At 54.5% G+C, this 19365-nt stretch carries 19 protein-coding genes; 7 read left to right on the forward strand and 12 right to left on the reverse strand.

What is annotated here, in order from left to right; genetic code table 11:
• Positions 1–9: 9 nt before the first annotated feature.
• The 7 genes from pheS to FHR87_RS02615 form a co-directional block, all read right to left on the reverse strand.
• Entirely contained in the window at positions 10–1014 is a 1005-nt protein-coding gene (gene pheS / locus FHR87_RS02585) for a phenylalanine--tRNA ligase subunit alpha (protein ID WP_183165165.1), read from the reverse strand.
• Positions 1015–1185: 171 nt separating this feature from the next.
• Positions 1186–1542 (reverse strand): 50S ribosomal protein L20, encoded by a 357-nt coding sequence (gene rplT / locus FHR87_RS02590; RefSeq protein WP_183165166.1) that lies wholly within the window; start codon positions 1540–1542, stop codon positions 1186–1188.
• Positions 1543–1566: 24 nt separating this feature from the next.
• On the reverse strand, positions 1567–1761 hold the full coding sequence (gene rpmI / locus FHR87_RS02595; protein ID WP_183165167.1) for a 50S ribosomal protein L35: 195 nt from the start codon (positions 1759–1761) through the stop codon (positions 1567–1569).
• A gap of 63 nt (positions 1762–1824) precedes the next feature.
• Complete coding sequence (infC, locus tag FHR87_RS02600; protein ID WP_183165168.1) at positions 1825–2358, reverse strand: translation initiation factor IF-3; 534 nt, start codon at positions 2356–2358, stop codon at positions 1825–1827.
• Positions 2359–2375: 17 nt separating this feature from the next.
• Positions 2376–4298, reverse strand: coding sequence for a threonine--tRNA ligase (thrS, locus tag FHR87_RS02605; RefSeq protein ID WP_183165425.1), 1923 nt, complete (start codon positions 4296–4298; stop codon positions 2376–2378).
• 412 nt (positions 4299–4710) lie between these two features.
• A complete protein-coding gene (locus FHR87_RS02610; RefSeq protein WP_183165169.1) occupies positions 4711–5193 on the reverse strand; it encodes a Rossmann-fold NAD(P)-binding domain-containing protein in 483 nt (160 codons plus the stop codon).
• Positions 5194–6140: 947 nt separating this feature from the next.
• A complete protein-coding gene (locus tag FHR87_RS02615) occupies positions 6141–6668 on the reverse strand; it encodes a GlcG/HbpS family heme-binding protein (protein ID WP_183165170.1) in 528 nt (175 codons plus the stop codon).
• 381 nt (positions 6669–7049) lie between these two features.
• Between FHR87_RS02615 and FHR87_RS02620 the strand changes: the two genes are divergently transcribed.
• Complete coding sequence (locus FHR87_RS02620; RefSeq protein ID WP_183165171.1) at positions 7050–7700, forward strand: DUF2959 family protein; 651 nt, start codon at positions 7050–7052, stop codon at positions 7698–7700.
• A gap of 48 nt (positions 7701–7748) precedes the next feature.
• Here FHR87_RS02620 and FHR87_RS02625 read toward each other — a convergent pair whose 3' ends face one another.
• The 4 genes from FHR87_RS02625 to FHR87_RS02640 all read right to left on the reverse strand — a co-directional run bounded on the left by FHR87_RS02625 (position 7749) and on the right by FHR87_RS02640 (position 12892).
• On the reverse strand, positions 7749–9401 hold the full coding sequence (locus tag FHR87_RS02625) for a DEAD/DEAH box helicase (RefSeq protein WP_183165172.1): 1653 nt from the start codon (positions 9399–9401) through the stop codon (positions 7749–7751).
• A gap of 293 nt (positions 9402–9694) precedes the next feature.
• On the reverse strand, positions 9695–10444 hold the full coding sequence (locus tag FHR87_RS02630) for a spermidine synthase (RefSeq protein WP_183165426.1): 750 nt from the start codon (positions 10442–10444) through the stop codon (positions 9695–9697).
• A gap of 259 nt (positions 10445–10703) precedes the next feature.
• Complete coding sequence (locus FHR87_RS02635; RefSeq protein WP_183165173.1) at positions 10704–12287, reverse strand: rhodanese homology domain-containing protein; 1584 nt, start codon at positions 12285–12287, stop codon at positions 10704–10706.
• Positions 12284–12892: a cysteine dioxygenase family protein gene (locus FHR87_RS02640; RefSeq protein ID WP_183165174.1), complete on the reverse strand. Its 609-nt coding sequence runs from the start codon at positions 12890–12892 to the stop codon at positions 12284–12286. The genes FHR87_RS02635 and FHR87_RS02640 overlap by 4 nt, the downstream gene beginning before the upstream one ends.
• A gap of 97 nt (positions 12893–12989) precedes the next feature.
• Here FHR87_RS02640 and FHR87_RS02645 point away from each other — a divergent pair, with 97 nt between their 5' ends.
• The 5 genes from FHR87_RS02645 to FHR87_RS02665 all read left to right on the forward strand — a co-directional run bounded on the left by FHR87_RS02645 (position 12990) and on the right by FHR87_RS02665 (position 17909).
• Positions 12990–13898 (forward strand): LysR family transcriptional regulator, encoded by a 909-nt coding sequence (locus FHR87_RS02645; protein ID WP_183165175.1) that lies wholly within the window; start codon positions 12990–12992, stop codon positions 13896–13898.
• 272 nt (positions 13899–14170) lie between these two features.
• Positions 14171–14596 carry a GFA family protein gene (locus FHR87_RS02650; protein WP_183165176.1) on the forward strand — a complete coding sequence of 142 codons (426 nt, stop codon included), beginning with the start codon at positions 14171–14173 and terminating at the stop codon, positions 14594–14596.
• Positions 14597–15080: 484 nt separating this feature from the next.
• Positions 15081–16154, forward strand: a complete 1074-nt coding sequence (locus tag FHR87_RS02655) for an ABC transporter substrate-binding protein (protein WP_183165177.1) — start codon at positions 15081–15083, stop codon at positions 16152–16154.
• Positions 16135–17121, forward strand: a complete 987-nt coding sequence (locus FHR87_RS02660) for an ABC transporter permease (RefSeq protein ID WP_183165178.1) — start codon at positions 16135–16137, stop codon at positions 17119–17121. The genes FHR87_RS02655 and FHR87_RS02660 overlap by 20 nt, the downstream gene beginning before the upstream one ends.
• Entirely contained in the window at positions 17115–17909 is a 795-nt protein-coding gene (locus FHR87_RS02665) for an ABC transporter ATP-binding protein (protein ID WP_183165179.1), read from the forward strand. Before FHR87_RS02660 ends, FHR87_RS02665 begins: the two co-directional genes overlap by 7 nt.
• A 56-nt stretch (positions 17910–17965) precedes the next feature.
• Here the strand turns inward: FHR87_RS02665 and surE are convergent, their stop codons facing one another.
• On the reverse strand, positions 17966–18754 hold the full coding sequence (surE, locus tag FHR87_RS02670) for a 5'/3'-nucleotidase SurE (protein WP_183165180.1): 789 nt from the start codon (positions 18752–18754) through the stop codon (positions 17966–17968).
• A 121-nt stretch (positions 18755–18875) separates the two neighbouring features.
• On the opposite strand from surE, the gene FHR87_RS02675 reads away from it, so the two are divergent.
• Positions 18876–19340, forward strand: a complete 465-nt coding sequence (locus FHR87_RS02675) for a MarR family winged helix-turn-helix transcriptional regulator (protein ID WP_183165181.1) — start codon at positions 18876–18878, stop codon at positions 19338–19340.
• Positions 19341–19365 lie beyond the last annotated feature (25 nt).

Raw genomic sequence — 19365 nt, forward strand, 5'->3', positions numbered from 1 at the left:
GTAAGACGACTAGCGAAACTGCTCTAGGAAGCGCAGATCGTTGTCGAAAAAAATCCGCAGGTCATTCACGCCATAACGCAGCATGGTCAAACGCTCTACGCCCATACCAAAGGCAAAACCCTGGTATTTCTCGGGATCAATTCCAGACATTTTCAATACGGTCGGGTGAACCATCCCACACCCTAAGACTTCCAGCCAGTCGGTACTTTCCTGGCCGTTCTTCTTCACCTTGCGGCGAATATCCACTTCCGCAGATGGTTCGGTGAAAGGGAAGAAAGATGGCCGGAAACGTACTTCCAGATCGGCTTCGAAGAAGGTTCGCAGAAATTCCTCGATGGTGCCTTTCAAATCGGCAAAGTTGATGCCCTCGTCGATCAACAGACCTTCCACCTGATGAAACATGGGCGAATGGGTCTGGTCGGAATCGCAGCGGTACACGCGACCGGGGCAGATAATCCGAATCGGTGGCTGCTGCGATTCCATCGTACGCACCTGAACCGATGAGGTATGAGTACGCAACAGCATGCTGCCGTTGAAATAAAAGGTATCGTGCATCGCCCTGGCAGGATGATGACTGGGAATATTCAATGCACCGAAGTTGTGATAATCGTCTTCGATCTCCGGCCCCTCGGCAACACTGTAGCCGATCTGGGTGAAAATCTGCTCGATTCGCTCCAAAGTGCGACTGATAGGGTGTAAGCCTCCGGAAGGCTGACCACGACCGGGCAAAGTCACATCGATGCGTTCGCTTGCCAGCCTGGCATTCAGTGCAATTTGCTCCAAATTGGTTTTGCGACTATTGAGTGCGCTCTGTAACTCTTCCTTGGCCGCATTGATCAATGCGCCGGCTTTGGGTTTTTCCTCAGCGGACAGGTTGCCCAGAGACTTCATAATCTGGGTCAATTCACCTTTCTTGCCCAAGTACTGCACCCGGACCAACTCCAAGGCATTCACATCGTCACTTTGCTGCACGGCCTCGAGCGCTTGCACAAGCAATGCATTCAAGTTTTCCATGTACGAACTCCAGAGGGTCTTGCAGAACTGCCTTGGTAACAATTTATGGAGCCAGCTACCACGCTCATTTTTGCAAAAGCCCCTTATACGAAATAGGGGAAGAGCCAAAGGCTCTTCCCCTATCAGGTCACACTATTACGAATTCCGAGAATCGTAGATTGCCGTAGGGGCTCAAGCGAGAGAAGCTTTCGCTCTTTCGACAATAGCGGTAAACGCTACTTTCTCGTTAACAGCCAAGTCAGCCAGCACCTTCCGGTCGATCTCAATGGCAGCCTTTTTCAGGCCGGCAATCAGGCGACTGTAAGACAGCCCATTCTGACGAGCGCCAGCATTGATACGAGCAATCCATAGAGCGCGGAACTGGCGCTTACGCTGACGACGGTCACGGTAAGCATATTGACCAGCTTTAATTACTGCCTGTTTGGCAACACGGAATACACGTGAACGCGCACCGTAATAGCCTTTAGCAAGTTTCAGAATCTTCTTGTGACGACGACGGGCGATGACGCCACGCTTAACACGAGCCATGATTTATTTCCTATCTTGACCGGATCAACGAACGCGCAGCATGCGCTCTACTTTGGCAACATCAGACGGATGCACCAACGTGCATCCACGCAGCTGACGCTTACGTTTGGTAGTCATTTTGGTCAGGATGTGACTCTTGAAAGCATGCTTGTGCTTGAAGCCCGAAGCAGTCTTCTTGAAGCGCTTTGCAGCGCCACTTTTGGTTTTCATCTTTGGCATGTTCTGAATACTCCGTATTCACTCAATAATTCGCAACCACAAGGCCTGCCAGTGCCCTGGAAGTTACTTTCGTTTTTTGGGAGCAATGACCATCATCAACTGGCGTCCTTCCAGCTTTGGCTGCTGTTCCACGGTGCCATATTCGGCGAGATCGGCTTCGACTCGCTTCAACAACTCCAGGCCCAGCTCCTGATGCGCCATCTCGCGACCACGGAACCGCAAGGATACCTTGGCTCTGTCTCCCTCATTAAGGAAACGTACCAGGTTGCGTAGCTTGACCTGATAATCTCCTTCTTCCGTCCCTGGGCGGAATTTGATTTCTTTAACCTGAACCTGCTTCTGGTTCTTCTTGGCAGCAGCCACCTGCTTCTTCTTTTCGAACAAGTGTTTGCCGTAATCCATTACTCGGCATACGGGCGGGATGGCATCGGCTGCGATTTCAACCAGATCCAGCTTGGTTTCTTCAGCTATTCGAAGTGCTTCATCAATGGAGACGATACCAACCTGCTCACCATCCGCACCAATTAACCGAACCTCGCGTGCCGAGATATTCTCGTTGATCGGGGGTCTCGGTTGAGCTCGTTTTTCTTGTCTCATTTCACGCTTAATAATCTTTACTCCATTACTTTTCGACCACGTTGGGATACAGTCTGACCAAGCAATTGTGTGAGTTGTTCGAGAGGCATGGAGCCAAGATCGACACCTTCACGGGTACGCACGGCAACGGATCCCGTCTCAACTTCTCGATCTCCGATAACCAGGAGATAGGGAACCTTGAGCAAAGTATGCTCACGGATTTTAAAGCCGATCTTCTCGTTTCTCAAGTCAGCTTTGATGCGAAAGCCTAGCTGATTCAAGCTTTTTTCCACTTCTTCAGCAAAAGCGGCCTGTTTATCGGTAATGTTCATTACCACAGCTTGCACAGGAGCCAACCAGACAGGAAAAGCTCCCTCATAATGCTCGATCAGAATTCCGATAAAACGTTCAAAAGACCCCAGGATTGCACGGTGCAACATAACCGGATGCTTGCGGCTATTGTCTTCACCAACGTATTCCGCGTCCAGACGTACAGGCAGGTTGAAATCCAGCTGTAAAGTCCCGCACTGCCAGATTCGCCCCAGACAATCCTTTAGTGAAAATTCGATTTTCGGCCCGTAGAACGCACCTTCGCCAGGCTGTAGATCATATGCCAGGTTAGCACTGTCAAGCGCTGCTGCCAAAGCTGCTTCGGCTCGATCCCAAAGCTCATCGGACCCTACACGCTTTTCCGGACGAGTCGACAGTTTCAGCTGAATTTCATCGAAACCGAAATCCGCATAGACCTCTTGGGTCAGTTTGATGAAGGCAGCCGACTCGGTTTGCATTTGCTCCTCGGTACAGAAGATATGCGCATCATCCTGGGTAAAACCACGCACCCGCATGATACCGTGCAGCGCTCCAGAAGGTTCGTTGCGATGACAGGCACCAAACTCAGCCAGGCGCAACGGTAATTCCCGGTAGCTTTTCAAACCTTGGTTATATACCTGCACATGACAAGGACAGTTCATCGGCTTGATGGCGTAATCCCGACTTTCCGATTCGGTCGTGAACATATTCTCGGCATAGTTCGCCCAGTGCCCAGATTTTTCCCACAAAATGCGATCTACCACTTGAGGGGTACGAATTTCCAGATACCCATTCTCACGCTGTACACGGCGCATGTATTGCTCAAGCACTTGATAAATGGTCCAGCCATTGGGGTGCCAGAACACCATACCTGGCGCTTCTTCCTGGGTATGAAATAACCCCAGGCGCTTGCCGATCTTACGATGATCACGTTTTTCGGCTTCTTCGATGCGCTGAATATAGGCAGCCAGCTGTTTTTTATCGGCCCAGGCAGTGCCATAAATACGCTGCAACTGCTCGTTCTTCGAATCGCCACGCCAATAGGCACCCGACAACTTGGTTAGCTTGAAAGCTTTCAGGAAACGAGTATTTGGCACATGCGGGCCACGGCACATGTCCACGTATTCTTCATGATAATACAAACCCATCGCTGTTTCGTTGGGCATATCGTCGACGAGGCGCAGCTTGTACTCCTCACCACGGTTTTTGAACACTGCAATAACGTCATCACGCAAGGTCATCTTCTTGATGACGTCGTAATCCTTGTCGATCAACTCTTTCATACGCTGCTCAATGGCAGCCAGGTCGTTAAGCGTAAACGGACGCTCATAAGCGATATCGTAGTAAAACCCCTCTTCGATCACCGGACCGATCACCATCCTGGCTGTCGGGTAAAGCTGCTTCACTGCATGGCCAACGAGATGCGCACAGGAATGGCGGATAATTTCCAACCCTTCTTCGTCTTTTGGCGTAATGATTTGCAGAACGGCATCGTGCTCGATCAGATCGCAGGCATCTATCAGCCTACCGTCCACTTTACCGGCGAGGGTCGCCTTGGCCAAACCAGGGCCAATCGACTGAGCTACTTCGGTAACGGATACGGGATGATCGAACGAGCGGCGACTGCCGTCGGGAAGAGTAATGATAGGCATGGCGCCTCCTCTCCTAGTGGTGACCCCTACCAAAGGTCACGTGGGTTGGGATGAGCCAGTAAGCGGTAAGACGGAATCATTTCTGCCCGATGTGGATGCACAACAGGACAGTCGCCGAAGGTCGATTCGTACCGAACCGGGGTCACTGGAAAATCAAGGATTTCAGACTCGCTACAGGCAAGCACATCGTCAAAAGGCTCTTGGCAACAGCTTGAAAAGCAGAATGCCTAACTCTTGATGCTGTACTGGCCTGCGCTCATCTTATCTTTTTGGCTGGCGACATGAACCGTTTCATATAATTTTTTTAGTTTTATATGCAGCTTCTCGAATAAGAATATCCGCGCGAAGAAGCTTGCATGCTTTTGTACAATTCGCAGGATTGCAGTCCTGCTCCGCCTGCGCGGGCAAAACCTTACGCTAACGCCGCAATCGACTGGCCAGGAAAATCCAATCGAACCTCTACATCGAATCCGTCTCCATGGCGCTTGCCTGAACTGGATTCGAGTAACGGCAAGATGTCGGCAAGTGCCACTTCAGGGGAGCGATTGGTGCGAATGACCAATCGGTGGGGAGCACTTTTACAACGCAGAGCTTCACCAAGTTGGCACCAAAGCCTTTCCATGCATCCTGGCTTTTCGCTATCCACCTCGTCGATAAATGTCAGATCGGTTTCTCGCACTGCCGACAGCAGATCGGATGTACTGCTAAGCAACCCGGCCTTGCGCCCCTGATCCAGCAAAAATCGCAAACCTGGTTCCAGTGTCAGATAGTCATGGTCGAGTGGATCCCTATTCTTACCAGGTGCGCTCACATCGATGACGGTATGGCCACGAAAAGAAAGACAGCCTGCAAAAATGGAATTTTTGTAGTTAGTGCCCAGAATACTGATACGCATTAGCCCCTCCAGCCCTTGTGGATGACAGGCTGGCATCCAAGCCAAAATTAAATTCGAGAGATTTTTGAAAATCTTTTACCGATCTTCAATCAACACTTCCCACCTTTTGTTTTTGTTAACTCTATAGTTGATCGAATATCAGGGTATTCATTATCAATTTATAGTTTGGCAAAATAATAGCTTTGAACGAGTAAATGAAATGATTTTTAAAGCATTAAGTTATAATAAAATCCCATATAAATAAATTTTCATATTCAAAATAGGAGCTGACTTATTCTCAGGATTTGAAGGCACAAAACACTCCCGAAATACGCTACTCCCCCTCCCATGAACTGGAATAAAGCCTGACTTTTCACTGAAGAAACGCTGATTTTTCCAAAATAACAAATTGCACTCACGCAAAATCAATAGGTTATGAGCGCTGGCGTACGTAAAACCGATTAAATCAGCGTTTCCCTAAAGCAAGACGCGGCAAGCGAAGACCACGCAAAATCAAGGCATACCCTTCGGATTGCCCCGAAATAACGCACAGGAAGAAAATGATTGATGCCACATTCTGGGTACAAGCCTACGATTAAATAGCCAGTGGCCTGTTTGGTTGATTCGATTCAGTCAATGTCAGTGCCCGAGGCTTCTATATGGCTTTGCCAATGTCTCGTTATAGCCCTGCTATGACTCGTCGTGGTACCTGGTCTCGAAAACGACACTTGTGGTCAACCAATTAATCGTGCAGGCCACTAGCAGGCTTCTTCTACTGCCAACAACACAAGCAGTTCTACGCCGCCTATCCAGAATACGCGTCAAAACTCGGCCAGGGGCCAGAAAGATGGTTATGGATAATGCCTTTTAAATACGGCTTATCCGACTGACAGGAGAAAATAAGCTGGAAGCCAAGCATTAAGCATTGTCTGACAGGCATATGGTTACGCCTCATCCATGACAATAAATTATTCGAATGAAGCTCGATATTTATTTACAGCCTCAAGCGCACAAGCTTCATCTTTATCGCCACCTGGGGCGCCAGAAACACCAAGCCCACCAATAACCTGATGATCAGCCTTACGCAAAGTGACCCCCCCCGGAATGAATAGTACTTCTGGTACGGTATTCAGCGCTCCGTTCGCCGGCCCATCTAATTTTGCGGCCATCAATTCACTGGTAGTGTCTTTATTGAAAGCCTGGCCATAGGAGAAAGCTGTATAGGCTTTGCGATAGGAAACAGAAAGAGATTGCAAGGGTACGGTATCCCCCTTGATTACGGCCTGCTGGTGGCCCGATGGATCGACAACGGAAGCCGTTACCGAATATCCCTTGGCAGCACAAATCTGCACCGCCTCGGCCGCCAGTTTCTCTGCCATTTGCCAAGGTAATTTCTGGCTGTTAATCAATTGACCTGGTGCGGCCAAAGCCGACATTGATACCAGCACGCCGCTCAGGCTTGAAACAGCAATAATATTCCTGACTAGAACCCGCATCGTAAAATCCCTTCGCCAACCAATAATCAATCGTCAGTATCGGAAACTATCGACAAATAAAAAACCGAATATTCCTGGAATGACCTTCCGAGAATCCCGGACGAATCATGGCTAAAGTGGGTTTTTCCTCAGCCAAAGACCTGAGGTTGGCAACTCCAGTGATCGGTTCAAGGCGCTTGAACAATCATTGGGTAGCAAGTTGCCGATTAGCGCTGCCAGGTTTTACTCGATTCACCATGTACCGATGCCGATGAAACAACTCCGACCGCTGGTTTGCTGACTTGGTATTCTTTTATCCATGCGAGCGGTGCTCAATATTTTGCCAAACACCTTTTACGAACTACGCCACCCTAACCAGACACGACGTTTCAAGGAATTTCAATGAAAAGACCTCTTCTGGTCTGCATGATGTTGTTCATACTCAGTGGTTGCCAAAGCGCTTACTACTCGGCAATGGAAAGGTCGGGCGTACATAAACGCGATATCTTGGTCACACGAGTCGAAGCCGCCCGTAATGCCCAATTAAATACGCAACGACAGTTCAGGGATGCTCTGGATCGCTATCGCAGCGTCATCCAGCTCGAGAATGGCGGGGAACTGGAAAGACGCTATGAATCGCTCAATCAGAAATACGAAGAAAGCCAGTCAAGCGCCAGAAAGCTACATATGCGCATCGAGTCAGTCGAAGAAGTAGCTGGGGCTCTGTTCGATGAATGGGAAGAGGAACTGGATCGATATAGCGATACCAGCATGAAGGCCGCCAGCACCAGAGAACTGGCTGATGCCCGCAAGCAATACACCAAGCTGCTGCAAAGCATGCAGGCAGCAGAAGAACGCATAGATCCAGTCATGGAGCTGCTACAAGATCGAGTACTGTTTCTCAAGCATAATCTCAATGCCAAAGCAATAAGCTCTCTGCAAGGCGAGTACAACACCTTGTCAGTCAATATCGATCAACTGATTTCGAACATGCAGCAAGCCATAGAGGAATCAGATAATTTCATCCGCACAATGCGGGATGCGAATTATTGAAACGGCAGCAAGGCATGCAAATGGCTTGCATGCCTTGCAAGAAATACCTCAATCCTCTCGATAACGACGAAGCTTCAATTGCTTTCCACCAACTCGCGTATCTTTCAAGCGTCCCAGCAAACGATCCAGGCCATCTTCAGGTAATTCGACCAAGCTGAAACTGTCACGCACCTGGATTTTGCCGATGGATTCACGAGCCAACCCACCTTCGTTGAGAATCGCGCCCAATAGATTACGGGCAGCAATACCATCGCGTGTTCCCAATGGGGTCCGGCAGCGCACTCGCCCTTCGAGGATTGGCAGTGGAGCACGGCGCTCGCGTCCTTCACTGCGGCTACGCTCGCGTGTCGAGGAAGCATCCGGCACCAATGGTTGCTCTTTTTCCAGCTCGGCCAGCGTCATTGACTGCCCATAAGTAACCTGGGCCAGCAATGCTGCTGCCAACTGCTCCGGAGTGCACTCCAGACTACCAATCAATTGCTTGAGCAGCCCGGCGTGGGAACCGGACGCAGTGTCGATCATCGGCTTCAGGTTGGCGGTAAGCTTGCGAATGCGCGAATCGAGCACCTGCTGGGAGTTCGGCAAACGAATTTCCGCAACCTTCTGCCCAGTGACTCGCTCGATCACTTGCAGCATACGCCGCTCCCGTGGCGTCACCAGCAACAGTGCACGCCCTTCGCGTCCTGCCCGCCCGGTACGTCCGATGCGATGCACATAGGATTCGGGATCGTAAGGCATATCCACATTGAAAACATGGGTAATGCGAGGAACATCGATACCACGTGCGGCGACATCTGTAGCTACCACGATGTCCAGACGTCCATCCTTGAGCGAATCGATCACTCGCTCGCGCTGATTCTGGGCAATGTCGCCATTGAGCGCGGCGGCTTTGTAGCCCTTGGCTTCCAGTGCACTGGCCAGATCCAGAGTGGCCTGCTTGGTACGCACAAAAGCGATCAATGCATCGAAATCTTCAACCTCCAGCAGACGCAGGATTGCAGGAACTTTCTGATCGGCATGTACCAGCAAGTGTGCTTGCTCTATCCGGGCAACGGTTTGAGTCTTGGTGGCAATTTTTACATGCTTGGGCTCACGCAAATGCTTTTCGGCAATCTCGCGAATCGAATGTGGCAGCGTCGCGGAAAAAAGCACGCTTTGCCGATTAACCGGCATGGCCTGGAAAATCACTTCAAGATCATCCATGAAGCCAAGCTTGAGCATCTCATCCGCTTCATCGAGCACCAGATGCTTGACGGTAGAGAGAAGCTTCTCGTTACGGCTGAGGTGGTCAACTAGCCGTCCGGGTGTGGCCACAATGATCTGGGCTCCCTGGCGCAACGACTTGAGCTGCAACGACATGGGGGCGCCGCCATAAACGGCAACCACACCGACACCTGACAACTGCCTGGAGTAATTCTCGAAAGCCGTGGCTACTTGCAATGCCAATTCACGTGTCGGAGTAAGCACCAGTGCCTGAGGTTCGCGGCGAGCCGGATCGATCCTGGAAAGAATCGGCAAGGCAAAAGCAGCGGTCTTGCCAGTACCGGTCTGCGCCTGCCCGATCATGTCATGCCCGGCAAGAATTTCCGGAATCGCCTGGGCCTGGATAGGAGAAGGTTCTTCGTAGCCCACTGCAGTAATCGCTGCGAGTACGGAAGGATGAATACCGAGAGCGGCAAAGCCGCCGGTTTGCTGAGTCATGGGTCTGCCTCTTTATATCCGCAAACACCCATGAGCCAGAACTGCATATACCGTGAAAGACCTTATGGGTCACCCTGGCAGCCTGGTCGTAGAGAATTTGCGAAATCGCGAGTGGATGGAAGGGTGAAGCGTCAGGACATCCGAAAACGGACACGTGCGAAAGAAGAACGATGGGAATCTTTTCCTAAACCTGACCTGTCATGTGACAGAAGTCCTACTATAACAAACTAGTAGCTTTATTGCGCTTCTTTTCGTCGACTTCCGACTCGTTCATGGCAGGGTTTTGCATACCCTCAACTTGCCGGCCGTAGACTCCTGATCAACTCGTCAAGAGAATACCCCAGCAACGGAGCCAACGCATCTGCCCTGCTCTGCAGCGCGGCGAAATCGAGAGCCTGATCGAGATCGGCAGGTACTAGCAGTACCACATTGCCTTCTCGCACCGGACATTCCCAGTAATGGCGGAGAAACAACCCTCGCAGCAAGGCCGCTCCCAACGGCTGACCATCTCGGGTTGCCCATTGATTTATCACCAGCCAGCCACCGAAATTGAGTTTGTCCCGGCATTGCTCGAGAAACGTCCAGGCCAAATGCTCCGCCGAAGGACCATTATCGGTATAGAGATCAATGAAAATCAGGTCGGCACTTTCTGCACTGGCCAGAAGAGCCGTGGCATCGCCAATGCGCAAGGTAAGCCTGGGGTCGTCACGAAAACCGAGCAAATCCTGCGAGAGGCGCAACACATCCCGGCGCAACTCAATAATTTCCACATCCTCCAACGGCAAGAAGCGCAGACAAGCCTGAGGCAGGCTACCGGCACCAAGCCCCAGAAACAGGGCCGTTTCCGGGGCAGCGTGACACAAACCACCGAGTAACATGGCACGTGTATAGTCATACTCCAGCCAACTTGGATCGGACATGAATACACAGCTCTGCTCGACGGCATCGCCAAATTCAAGGAAGCGATAAGCACCCATCTCAATTACCCGAATAATGCCAAAGGCATCCTTTACTTCGATCAGCAACCGCTCCTCTTCCTTCATACCGACCTCGTTACGCCCTTCCATACGACGTTTCATTGCCGAACAAACTCTTTTGAAACGCAGGATATCGTTCTCTTCTTAAGTATAAGAGACAGGCAAAAGGCCGTGTTTACAACTAACTGGCCTGGCCCGCCCGATCAGGCAGGCTGTCGACGGTGAGTGCGAACCATTATTGCGTCGTCTGGATAGCAGTGCGCTATCGCGAACGTTGAAAGAAAAATGCCAGTCAGCTGGGCTGGCATTTGGACAGGATTGCGTATCAGATGACGAAAAAACCATGGGTACCGTCACGCCCCAATTGCTTGACCAGACCAAATTCCCAGTCCAGATAAGCTTGCATAGCCTCACGTGGATTGTCAGTACCTTCGTAGGGACGGCGATAGCGGTCTGTGCGCGGCACCGCCAATGCCGTCTCACCCTCTTCCAGCGGCAAACCAGCGGCAATCCAGGTCGCCGTCCCACCAGCCAGCACGAAAACCGGCTTGCCGGTCAGTTCATGCAACTCGGTAACGGCATAGCGCGCCAACAAGCTGCTACCACAAGTGACGACATAACGCCCCGCCGGCGGTAATTTTTCCAGAGCCTGTGGCAGTTGAGCACGCAGCGCCCACTTGGCACCCGGAATATGACGTTTGACGTAGTTGGCACTGGTAGTGAAGTCCAGTAGCACGGTATTGCCTTCGTCCAGCCAGGTTTGCAAGGTGGCTGGTGAAATATCTTCGGTTGGCGCCAGTGGCGGAACCGGCGCAGACCAGCTTCCGCGCTCGCTGAAATCGGCACCCTGCAAATCGTCCAGCACCTGTACATCCCAGCCCATCTGTGCCAACCAGGAAGCAGTCATGTTGGCGCGAACGCCATCGTCATCCGTCAGGACAATGCGCGCGCCACGTACGCTGGCGAAGTGATCGGTTTCCTGCACCAGTTGGCCACCAGGTGTGGAGCGCGAACCTGGCAGATGGCCGGCTGCATATTCTTCAGAGGTTCGCACATCGAACAAATAAGTGGTACGACCAGCGTCGCTCTGCCAGTGCGCCAGGCCGGCCAGGCTCGCACGCTCGACCCCAGCCTTATCGGCTACTGATCGGGCAGAACGTGCGACGTTGACACGATTGCCCACCGATACTGCACCGAACGTACGATCCTGCCCATGCTCCAATTGTTGCCCGGCCAGGGTCCAACCGATGGTTCCATTGCGCAGTGCTGCTACCTTGTTGGGAATCCCGGCGTTGACCAACGCTTGAGTGCCGATCAGGCTGCGCGTACGGCCAGCGCAATTGACAATCACCCAGGTAGCTGGATTCGGCGCCAGTTCGCGTACACGCAAAACCAATTCGGCACCCGGCACGCTGATGGCACCGGGAATGCTCATGGTCTGGTATTCATCGAAACGTCGCGCATCCAGCAGTACCACATCGGCCTTGGCATCCAGCAGCGTCTTGACTTCCTCGGCAGCCAGCGAAGGCGTATGGCGCTCGGCTTCCACCAACTCCCCGAACGCTTTGCTCGGCACGTTCACATCGCGAAACAGCTCGCCGCCCGCCTCGCGCCAGCCGTTCAAGCCACCTTCCAGCAGAGCGACATCGGTGTAACCCAGTGTCTGCAAACGCTCGACGGCCAGTTGCGCCAATCCTTCACCATCGTCGTAGACAGTGATTGGAGTATCGCGTCGTGGAACACGGGCATAAACCTCGACTTCCAGGCGCGAGAGTGGAATATTCGCGGCAAACAGCGGGTGTTCTTCAGCGAACGGCGCTTCCTCGCGCACATCCAGTAGTGCCAGCTCGCGGCGTTCCAGCAACGCCTGGCGAATAGCGGAAAATGATCGACTGGCGATACGACTCATGATGCAGCACCTTCTTTGGAAAGATCCCAGATATTGGGCAGGAAATTATTGGAATAACCGGAAATGAAGGGTTTCTCCGTACCATCCGGCAAATACACCGCACGCCGCACTGCGCCAATATTGGCGCCATAAACGTGAATGCTGATCGAAGCCCGGTCGCGCAGCGCATTGCTCACCTGATGGATATCGCCGATACGCGGCGACACCGCCTCCACCTGGCCAGGTTCCAGGCGCAGCGGCTCGCCACTGGGTTGCAGTCCACTGGCCGTCAACGAAAAATTCTGCGCTTGTTCGGCGCCACGCAGCATGCCGATCAGGCCCCAGACACGATGATCGTGCACCGGCGTGCTCTGCCCCGGCCCCCAGACGAAACTGACCACAGAAAACCGCTGCCGGGAATCGGCATGCAAAAGGTATTGTTGATAACGATCGGGGTCGGGTCGGGCAAACTCTTCCGGTAGCCAGTCGTCATGCCGAACCAACTCATGCAGCAGACGCTTGCCTTCGCTCAACACGTTATGCTCATCACTGCGCCGTTCGAGCAAGGCAGCCAGCCCGTCGACAAAGTTACGCAAACGCTCAAGGCGTAAAAGGGGTTGATTCATCGTCATTTTTCCAGTGCATGACAGGTGACAACACGTTACCAAGCAGGAAAAAATTATAAAAATTCATTTTACTTATAAGCTAATATGTTGAGAACGCATGAAAACAGATGACATCGAAGCTTTCGTGGCTGTCGTTCGCTGCCAATCGCTGAGCGTGGCCGCCGACACCTTGCAACTGACCCAGTCGGCCATCACCCGTCGCGTGCAGAATTTCGAGGATGCCCTGGGTAGCGAGCTGCTCGACCGCAACACCAAACCCCTCAAACCGACGGCCATGGGTCTGCGCGTCTACGAACAATGCCGAGAAGTACTGCGGGCCATGGATGTGCTGCGCGAAATAGTCGCCCACGATGCGATTCCTAGCGGCATCCTGCGCCTGGGCGTCCCCCAGACCGTCGGCGACATCGTCTTGCTGGATGCCCTGGAGCAATTGAAGAACGCTTATCCCGATTTGCAGACTCAGGTATCCAATGGCTGGGGTAATACCCTGCTGGAACGCCTGGAAAATCTCGAACTGGATGCCGTAGCTGCACTCTTTCCGGTGGGTCGAGGTTTTCCTGAAGGCATCGTCGGTACTGTGCTGGCCCGTATGAAATTGCAGGTGGTCGCCGCTCGCAACAGTTGGAAGCCTCGCCATGGCAGACGCAGCAGCCAGCTTGCCGATTGCAGTGAACGGGGCTGGGTGCTCAACCCGGATGGCTGCGGCTTTCGCGCCGGGCTCGAGCGCGCTCTGCTCGACCAGGGCCTGAAGCTCAAGACCAATCTGGAAACCTTCGGTACTGACCTGCAGATGGGGCTGGTAGCCAAGAACCTCGGCCTTGGCCTCATCCCCGAGCCGCTATTACAGATCAGCCGCTACCGAGATGAACTGGAGATCGTCAATCTCGGCGACTTCAAACCGGTAGTGGAGCTCTGGCTGTTGCAGCCACGCTTCGTCGGAAACCTGCAAGGAGCCATCGAGCTGTTCGGAAGACTGATTACCGAGCATCTTGAGTCCTCCGCATAGACACGTGCCGGAATCCGGTTTGAATCCGTGCAACAGCCTCTAACAGAGCGGGCTTTACCGGTTGGTCAGACAAGAGATCCAGAATCCCGGAATTCATAGGGTCTTGCGACCCCATCCTGCGCCACAATGACGCATCCCGACGGACTACTCTAGCCAGTTTCTCCACATTTGTGTGTACTCCCCGAGCCGGCTCGCTTGCTTTAGCCATCGGGGCGAGAAAATATGCTGGCGCTTGCTCTGCAACAATGTGGAATTTCAAAAGGATAAGATCAATGACCAAGATCGTTGGCGGCTGTCTCTGCGGCGCCGTGCGCTACCGGGCGGAAGCGAATACGAAGCCGGCCATGACCGGCGTGTGCCACTGCCGGGACTGCCAGAAGCAAACCGGCTCGTCGTTTTCCATTCTGATCGCCGTCCCCAAGGGCACCATCCATTTCGAGGGCGAACCGCTGGCCTCCTTCGAGACCAAAAGTGGTGACGGCCGCTCGGTATTGCGCCGGTTCTGCCCCAAGTGCGGCTCGCCCATCGCTTCCGTGGTGGAAGCTACGCCCAGGCTGGACTGGATCAAGGCCGGCACCCTGGACGACACATCCTGGCTGCAACCCCAGGTCAACATGTGGTGCGAAACCGCACAGCCCTGGATCAATATCTGCGAGGACATTCCGCGCTTTCCCCGTAATCCGCCCATGAAACCCTGAGCAGGCAATTGAGTATAAAGATTATCCATTGAATACATATCGGCAAGATAAAAACATAAAATATAAGAATATTAAAATATAACCAGATCGAATTTCCATTTGCCGTTTTATGCGTACAGTATTGAACCACATCCTCCTGCGAGATGCAGGCCGTTGAACCGACGCATGCCTGGATAGGCTACCGGACTACCGAGCGACACGAATAATCCAGAGTCGTCTGCCGGTGCTTTTCCGATGCCTTTGACGTCGATAAGCAAATTCCCTGGAGTAACCACCGCCGTGCCTGTCGAACCAGGCCGCGGTGTTCTCCCGGCTGCGAGCGCCGACCAGTCCATCCAGGTAACCCGCCGACAAAGCGCAACGACGCGAAACTCCGAAATCCGCGACACCAGCAGGATCATCGGAACGACACCATCTGGCTGCAGCTTCCCGACCACGCGGTGCCTGCCAATCGACAGTTGATCAGCACCAGGAAGTGACTCGAATGACCCATGCCCCGCACCTCACCCGTCGACACCTGCTTGGCCTGGCTGGCAGCGCCGCAGCTGCCGCGGCTTTCAGCCGTCTCGCCCTGGGCGCTGACAACCCGCATGCCCAGCATGCCCACCCAGTTGCAGCCAGCAGCGCGGATTTTGCGCTCGATGCTCAACGCTGGGCATTGCCGACCCCGCAAAAGATAAAGCTGGCGGTCAACCTCAACGCGGTTTGCCTGGCCCCTGTCACGGTGGCCAATACCCAGGGTATCTTTCGCCAGCACAACCTGGATGTGGAATTCGTCAATTTCGGTAACTCAACAGAAGTGCTGCTGGAATCGCTGGCCACGAACAAGGCCGATGCCGCCATCGGCATGGCACTGCGCTGGCTGAAGGCCCTCGAACAGGGATTCGATGTGAAATTGACTGCCGGTACCCATGGCGGTTGCCTGCGCCTGATTACCCAGGAAAGCGGGCCACAGACCTTCGAAGCACTCAAGGGTCAGACCATTGGTGTGACGGACATGGCCAGTCCGGACAAGAATTTCTTCTCGCTGCTACTCAAGCGCCACGGGGTCGATCCTGTGCGGGATGTGTCCTGGCGAACCTACCCAATCGATCTGCTTGGCACAGCGCTGGAGAAAGGCGAAATCCAGGCCGCCAGCGGTTCCGATCCCATTATGTACCGCCTGGGCAACCAGCCTGGGATGCGCGAGCTGTCCACCAATCTGGCCGAGGAATACGCCAACCTCAGTTGCTGCGTCGTTGGCGTCAGCGGCACCCTGGCACGCAAACAAAAGCCGGTCGCCGCCGCCATTACCCACTCGATCCTCCAGGCGCATGTCTGGGCGTCGCAGCATCCAGAGGTCGTTGCCCAGCAGTTTCTGAAAATCGCACTCAACACTACGGCCGAGGAAGTCAACGCCATCCTCAACCAACACACCCATGCGCACTACTCGGTAGGCAACGCCTTCACCCGGGAAATTGCGGTCTATGCCAAGGACTTGAAGACCGTGGAAGTGCTGCGCGCCAGTACCGATCCTCTGAAATTTGCGGAGAGTATCCATGCCGACGTCTTCAGCTGAACTGTCGCGCCAGGGCACCTGGCGCAGCTTTCCCTTCTGGGGAACAGGATTTGTCGCAGCCTTGTGCTGGGTCGCCTTCGCCCTGTACAGCACCGAAGCCCCCAACGCCACGCGGGACTGGCCCTACACCCAGGAGCTGGCCAATCTCAGTCTCGGCTTCGCCGCGCTACTGGCAGTGATCGCCCTGCTCCCCGGACGCTTTGCCAGAAAGCTGCGACCGGCCGGCAAATGGCTGGTCGTTCTGCCGATCCTGCTCGGTCTCTGGCAGTTGGCGACCGCCAAGCAGGCACTGCTGCCGGTACCTTTCTTCGCCCCTCCCCAGGCATTGCTGGAAGTCTACGCCGAGGATTGGGCGCGCCTGGCCGAAAGCCTGCTGCACTCGCTCTGGCTACTGCTCAACGGCGTACTGCTCGGCGCGGTATTCGGCTTCGTCGCCGGCATCTCCATTGGCTGGTCGCAGCGCATCGGCTACTGGGTGCACCCGGTACTGCGCATTCTCGGCCCGGTTCCCTCCACGGCCCTGCTGCCGATCTGCTTCTTTATCTTCCCCAGCAGTTGGGGTGCCAGCGTGTTCCTGATCGCCCTGGCAACCTGGTTTCCGGTGACTGTACTGACCTGGTCGGGCGTGGCCAGCGTCGACCGCGCCTATTACGACGTAGCTCGCACCCTGGGCGCCAGCCAGCGCTTCCTGATCTTCCGCGTGGCGATTCCAGCCGCTCTGCCGCATGTGTTCGTCGGCCTGTTCATGGGGCTGGGTGCCTCTTTCTCGGTATTGGTGGTGGCTGAAATGATGGGCGTCAAGGCCGGTCTCGGCTGGTATCTGCAATGGGCCCAGGGTTGGGCCGCTTACGCCAATATGTACGCTGCATTGCTGGTGATGGCACTGCTCTGCTCCGGGCTGATCACCCTGTTGTTCCTGGTGCGCGACCGTGTCCTGTCCTGGCAACAAGGAGCCGTGAAATGGTAAGCGCCGCTGCCGTAGCGAACCGGGCACCGAGCAATGGCCTGGGCCTGGAAGTGAAGAACCTGAGCCACGCCTTCGAGCTAGGCGGAACCAGCCTACCAGTACTGAACCGGATCGACCTGACCCTGCAGCCAGGCGAAAGCGTGGCCCTACTCGGGCCTTCCGGTTGCGGCAAGTCCACCCTGCTGCGCCTGGTCGCCGGGCTGGAAACGCCGCTGACCGGCGAAATCCTTGCCGACGGCCAGCCGATCCGCGCGCCGGACCCCTCACGTATCCTGGTTTTCCAGGACCCAACGCTCTACCCCTGGCGCACAGTCCGGGACAACGTCGCCCTCGGCTTGCAAGCGCGTGGCCTGCTCGGCAGCCAGCGCGAGCGCATCGATGAAGCCCTGGCCAAGGTTGGCCTTACCGACTTTCGCGACGCCTACCCGCGCCAACTCTCCGGCGGCATGGCCCAACGCGCCGCACTGGCTCGCGCGCTGGTCAACGAGCCGCGCCTGCTGTTGCTCGACGAACCGCTGGGCAAACTCGACTCGCTGACCCGGATTGCCATGCAGAGCGAACTGATCCGTCTCTGGCAACAGCAACGCTACACCTCGTTGCTGGTCACCCACGATGTCGAAGAAGCCCTGCTGCTCTGCGACCGGGTGCTAGTGTTCGGCAACCGCCCGGCACGGATACTCGCCGCGCTGGAAGTCGGCCGCGACTACCCGCGTCATCGAAACGACCCGCATCTGGTAGAACTGCGCCAGCGAGCGCTGGAGTTGCTGGGGCTGGGCAGTAGTTGGTGAAGACGGCGCACATGGGCAATGAAAACAACGGTTCAGCCTACCTTCGCCCTTGATATTTATTCCGTCGAAGCCAAGGCCATCCGCATCTCTGCAAGTGCCTCAGCGTGTGTTCGCTCGAATCGCAACGGGGTGACAGAGATGCACCCTGCTGCAACCGCAGCTGCCTCGGTTCCCTCGGCATCCTGTCGGAGAGATCGAGACAACTGCAGCCAGTGATAGTCGATGGCTCTTGGATCTGAACGCGACACAACGTCGACCCCATCCAGCAGGCCGGCACCCTGACAGGTCAGGGTCAGCGGTCCCGTACGATCTGCAGGACAATCGGGAAAATTGATGTTGAGGCAGGTATTCCTCTGCCAATCCATTACCGAGAGACGGCGTATGATCTCAGGCGCCAAGGTCCTCGCCGTCTCCCAGGGGACGGCATTTCGATCACTGAAAGCCTGGCTCAGCGCGATAGAGGGAACACCCAGCAGCATGCCCGTCATGGCGGCACCGACAGTGCCGGAGAAGACTGTCTCCACGCCAAGATTTGCGCCACGATTGACACCGGAAAAAATCATCTCCGGTAATCCACCAGACATCAAATGACGTACGCCCAGCACAACGCAGTCCCCAGGCGTTCCACGGACGGCGAAGCGCCTTTCACTTTTCCGACTGACACGCAGCGAATCATGAAGGCTAAGTGAATGTGAGGTACCACTCTGGTCGTGCTCCGGCGCAACAACCCAGACTTCCCGTGCCAAAGTGGCAGCGACTTGCTCCAACACACGCAATCCCGGCGCGTCGAACCCATCGTCGTTGGTCAGTAAAACACGCTCGAAAATCTGGCCTGCTTTCGGCATGAATTTTCTCCTGGTACCGGTTGGAAATAGATAACTTGACAGATAGCGGCCATGCTCATGGGATTGAAAAAACAATGACCAGCTAATTGCTACTCTATAATAGCTATGAAAAAATAGATAAATGAATTCAGCTAAACCTCTCAATGTCACTCGGCTCCGAAGTCAGCTGACCCACCTGACGCGACGCTTGCGTCAAGAGGCTCAAAACGATCCCGAATCCTGGACTCGCATGCTGGTAATCAGCGCCATTGATCGGCTTGGCGATGGCGTTACACCATCAACGCTCGCAGCGTCGGAAAACATGCGCTCCTCCAATCTCGCCGCGGTGTTACGCGAGCTTGAGGCATCCGGCCTGATTATCCGTACACCGGATGCCCTGGATCGCCGCAAAGTACGTATTCGACTGACGGACGCCGGACGAGATGTTCTGCAGCTCAGCCGTCAACGCCGCGACGACTGGCTGATGGCGGCAATCACGGCATGCTTGACTGACGAGGAGTGCGAGCGACTCGTCGATGCCGGAGAGCTTCTTGAGCGACTCACAGCCCATGCAGACCCCATCCCTATCGATAATGCAGATCCCTAGCATAGCCATGTCGCGACAAGACCAC

The organism is Azomonas macrocytogenes (assembly GCF_014191985.1).
In the GTDB taxonomy this organism is placed as follows: Bacteria; Pseudomonadota; Gammaproteobacteria; order Pseudomonadales; family Pseudomonadaceae; genus Azomonas; species Azomonas macrocytogenes.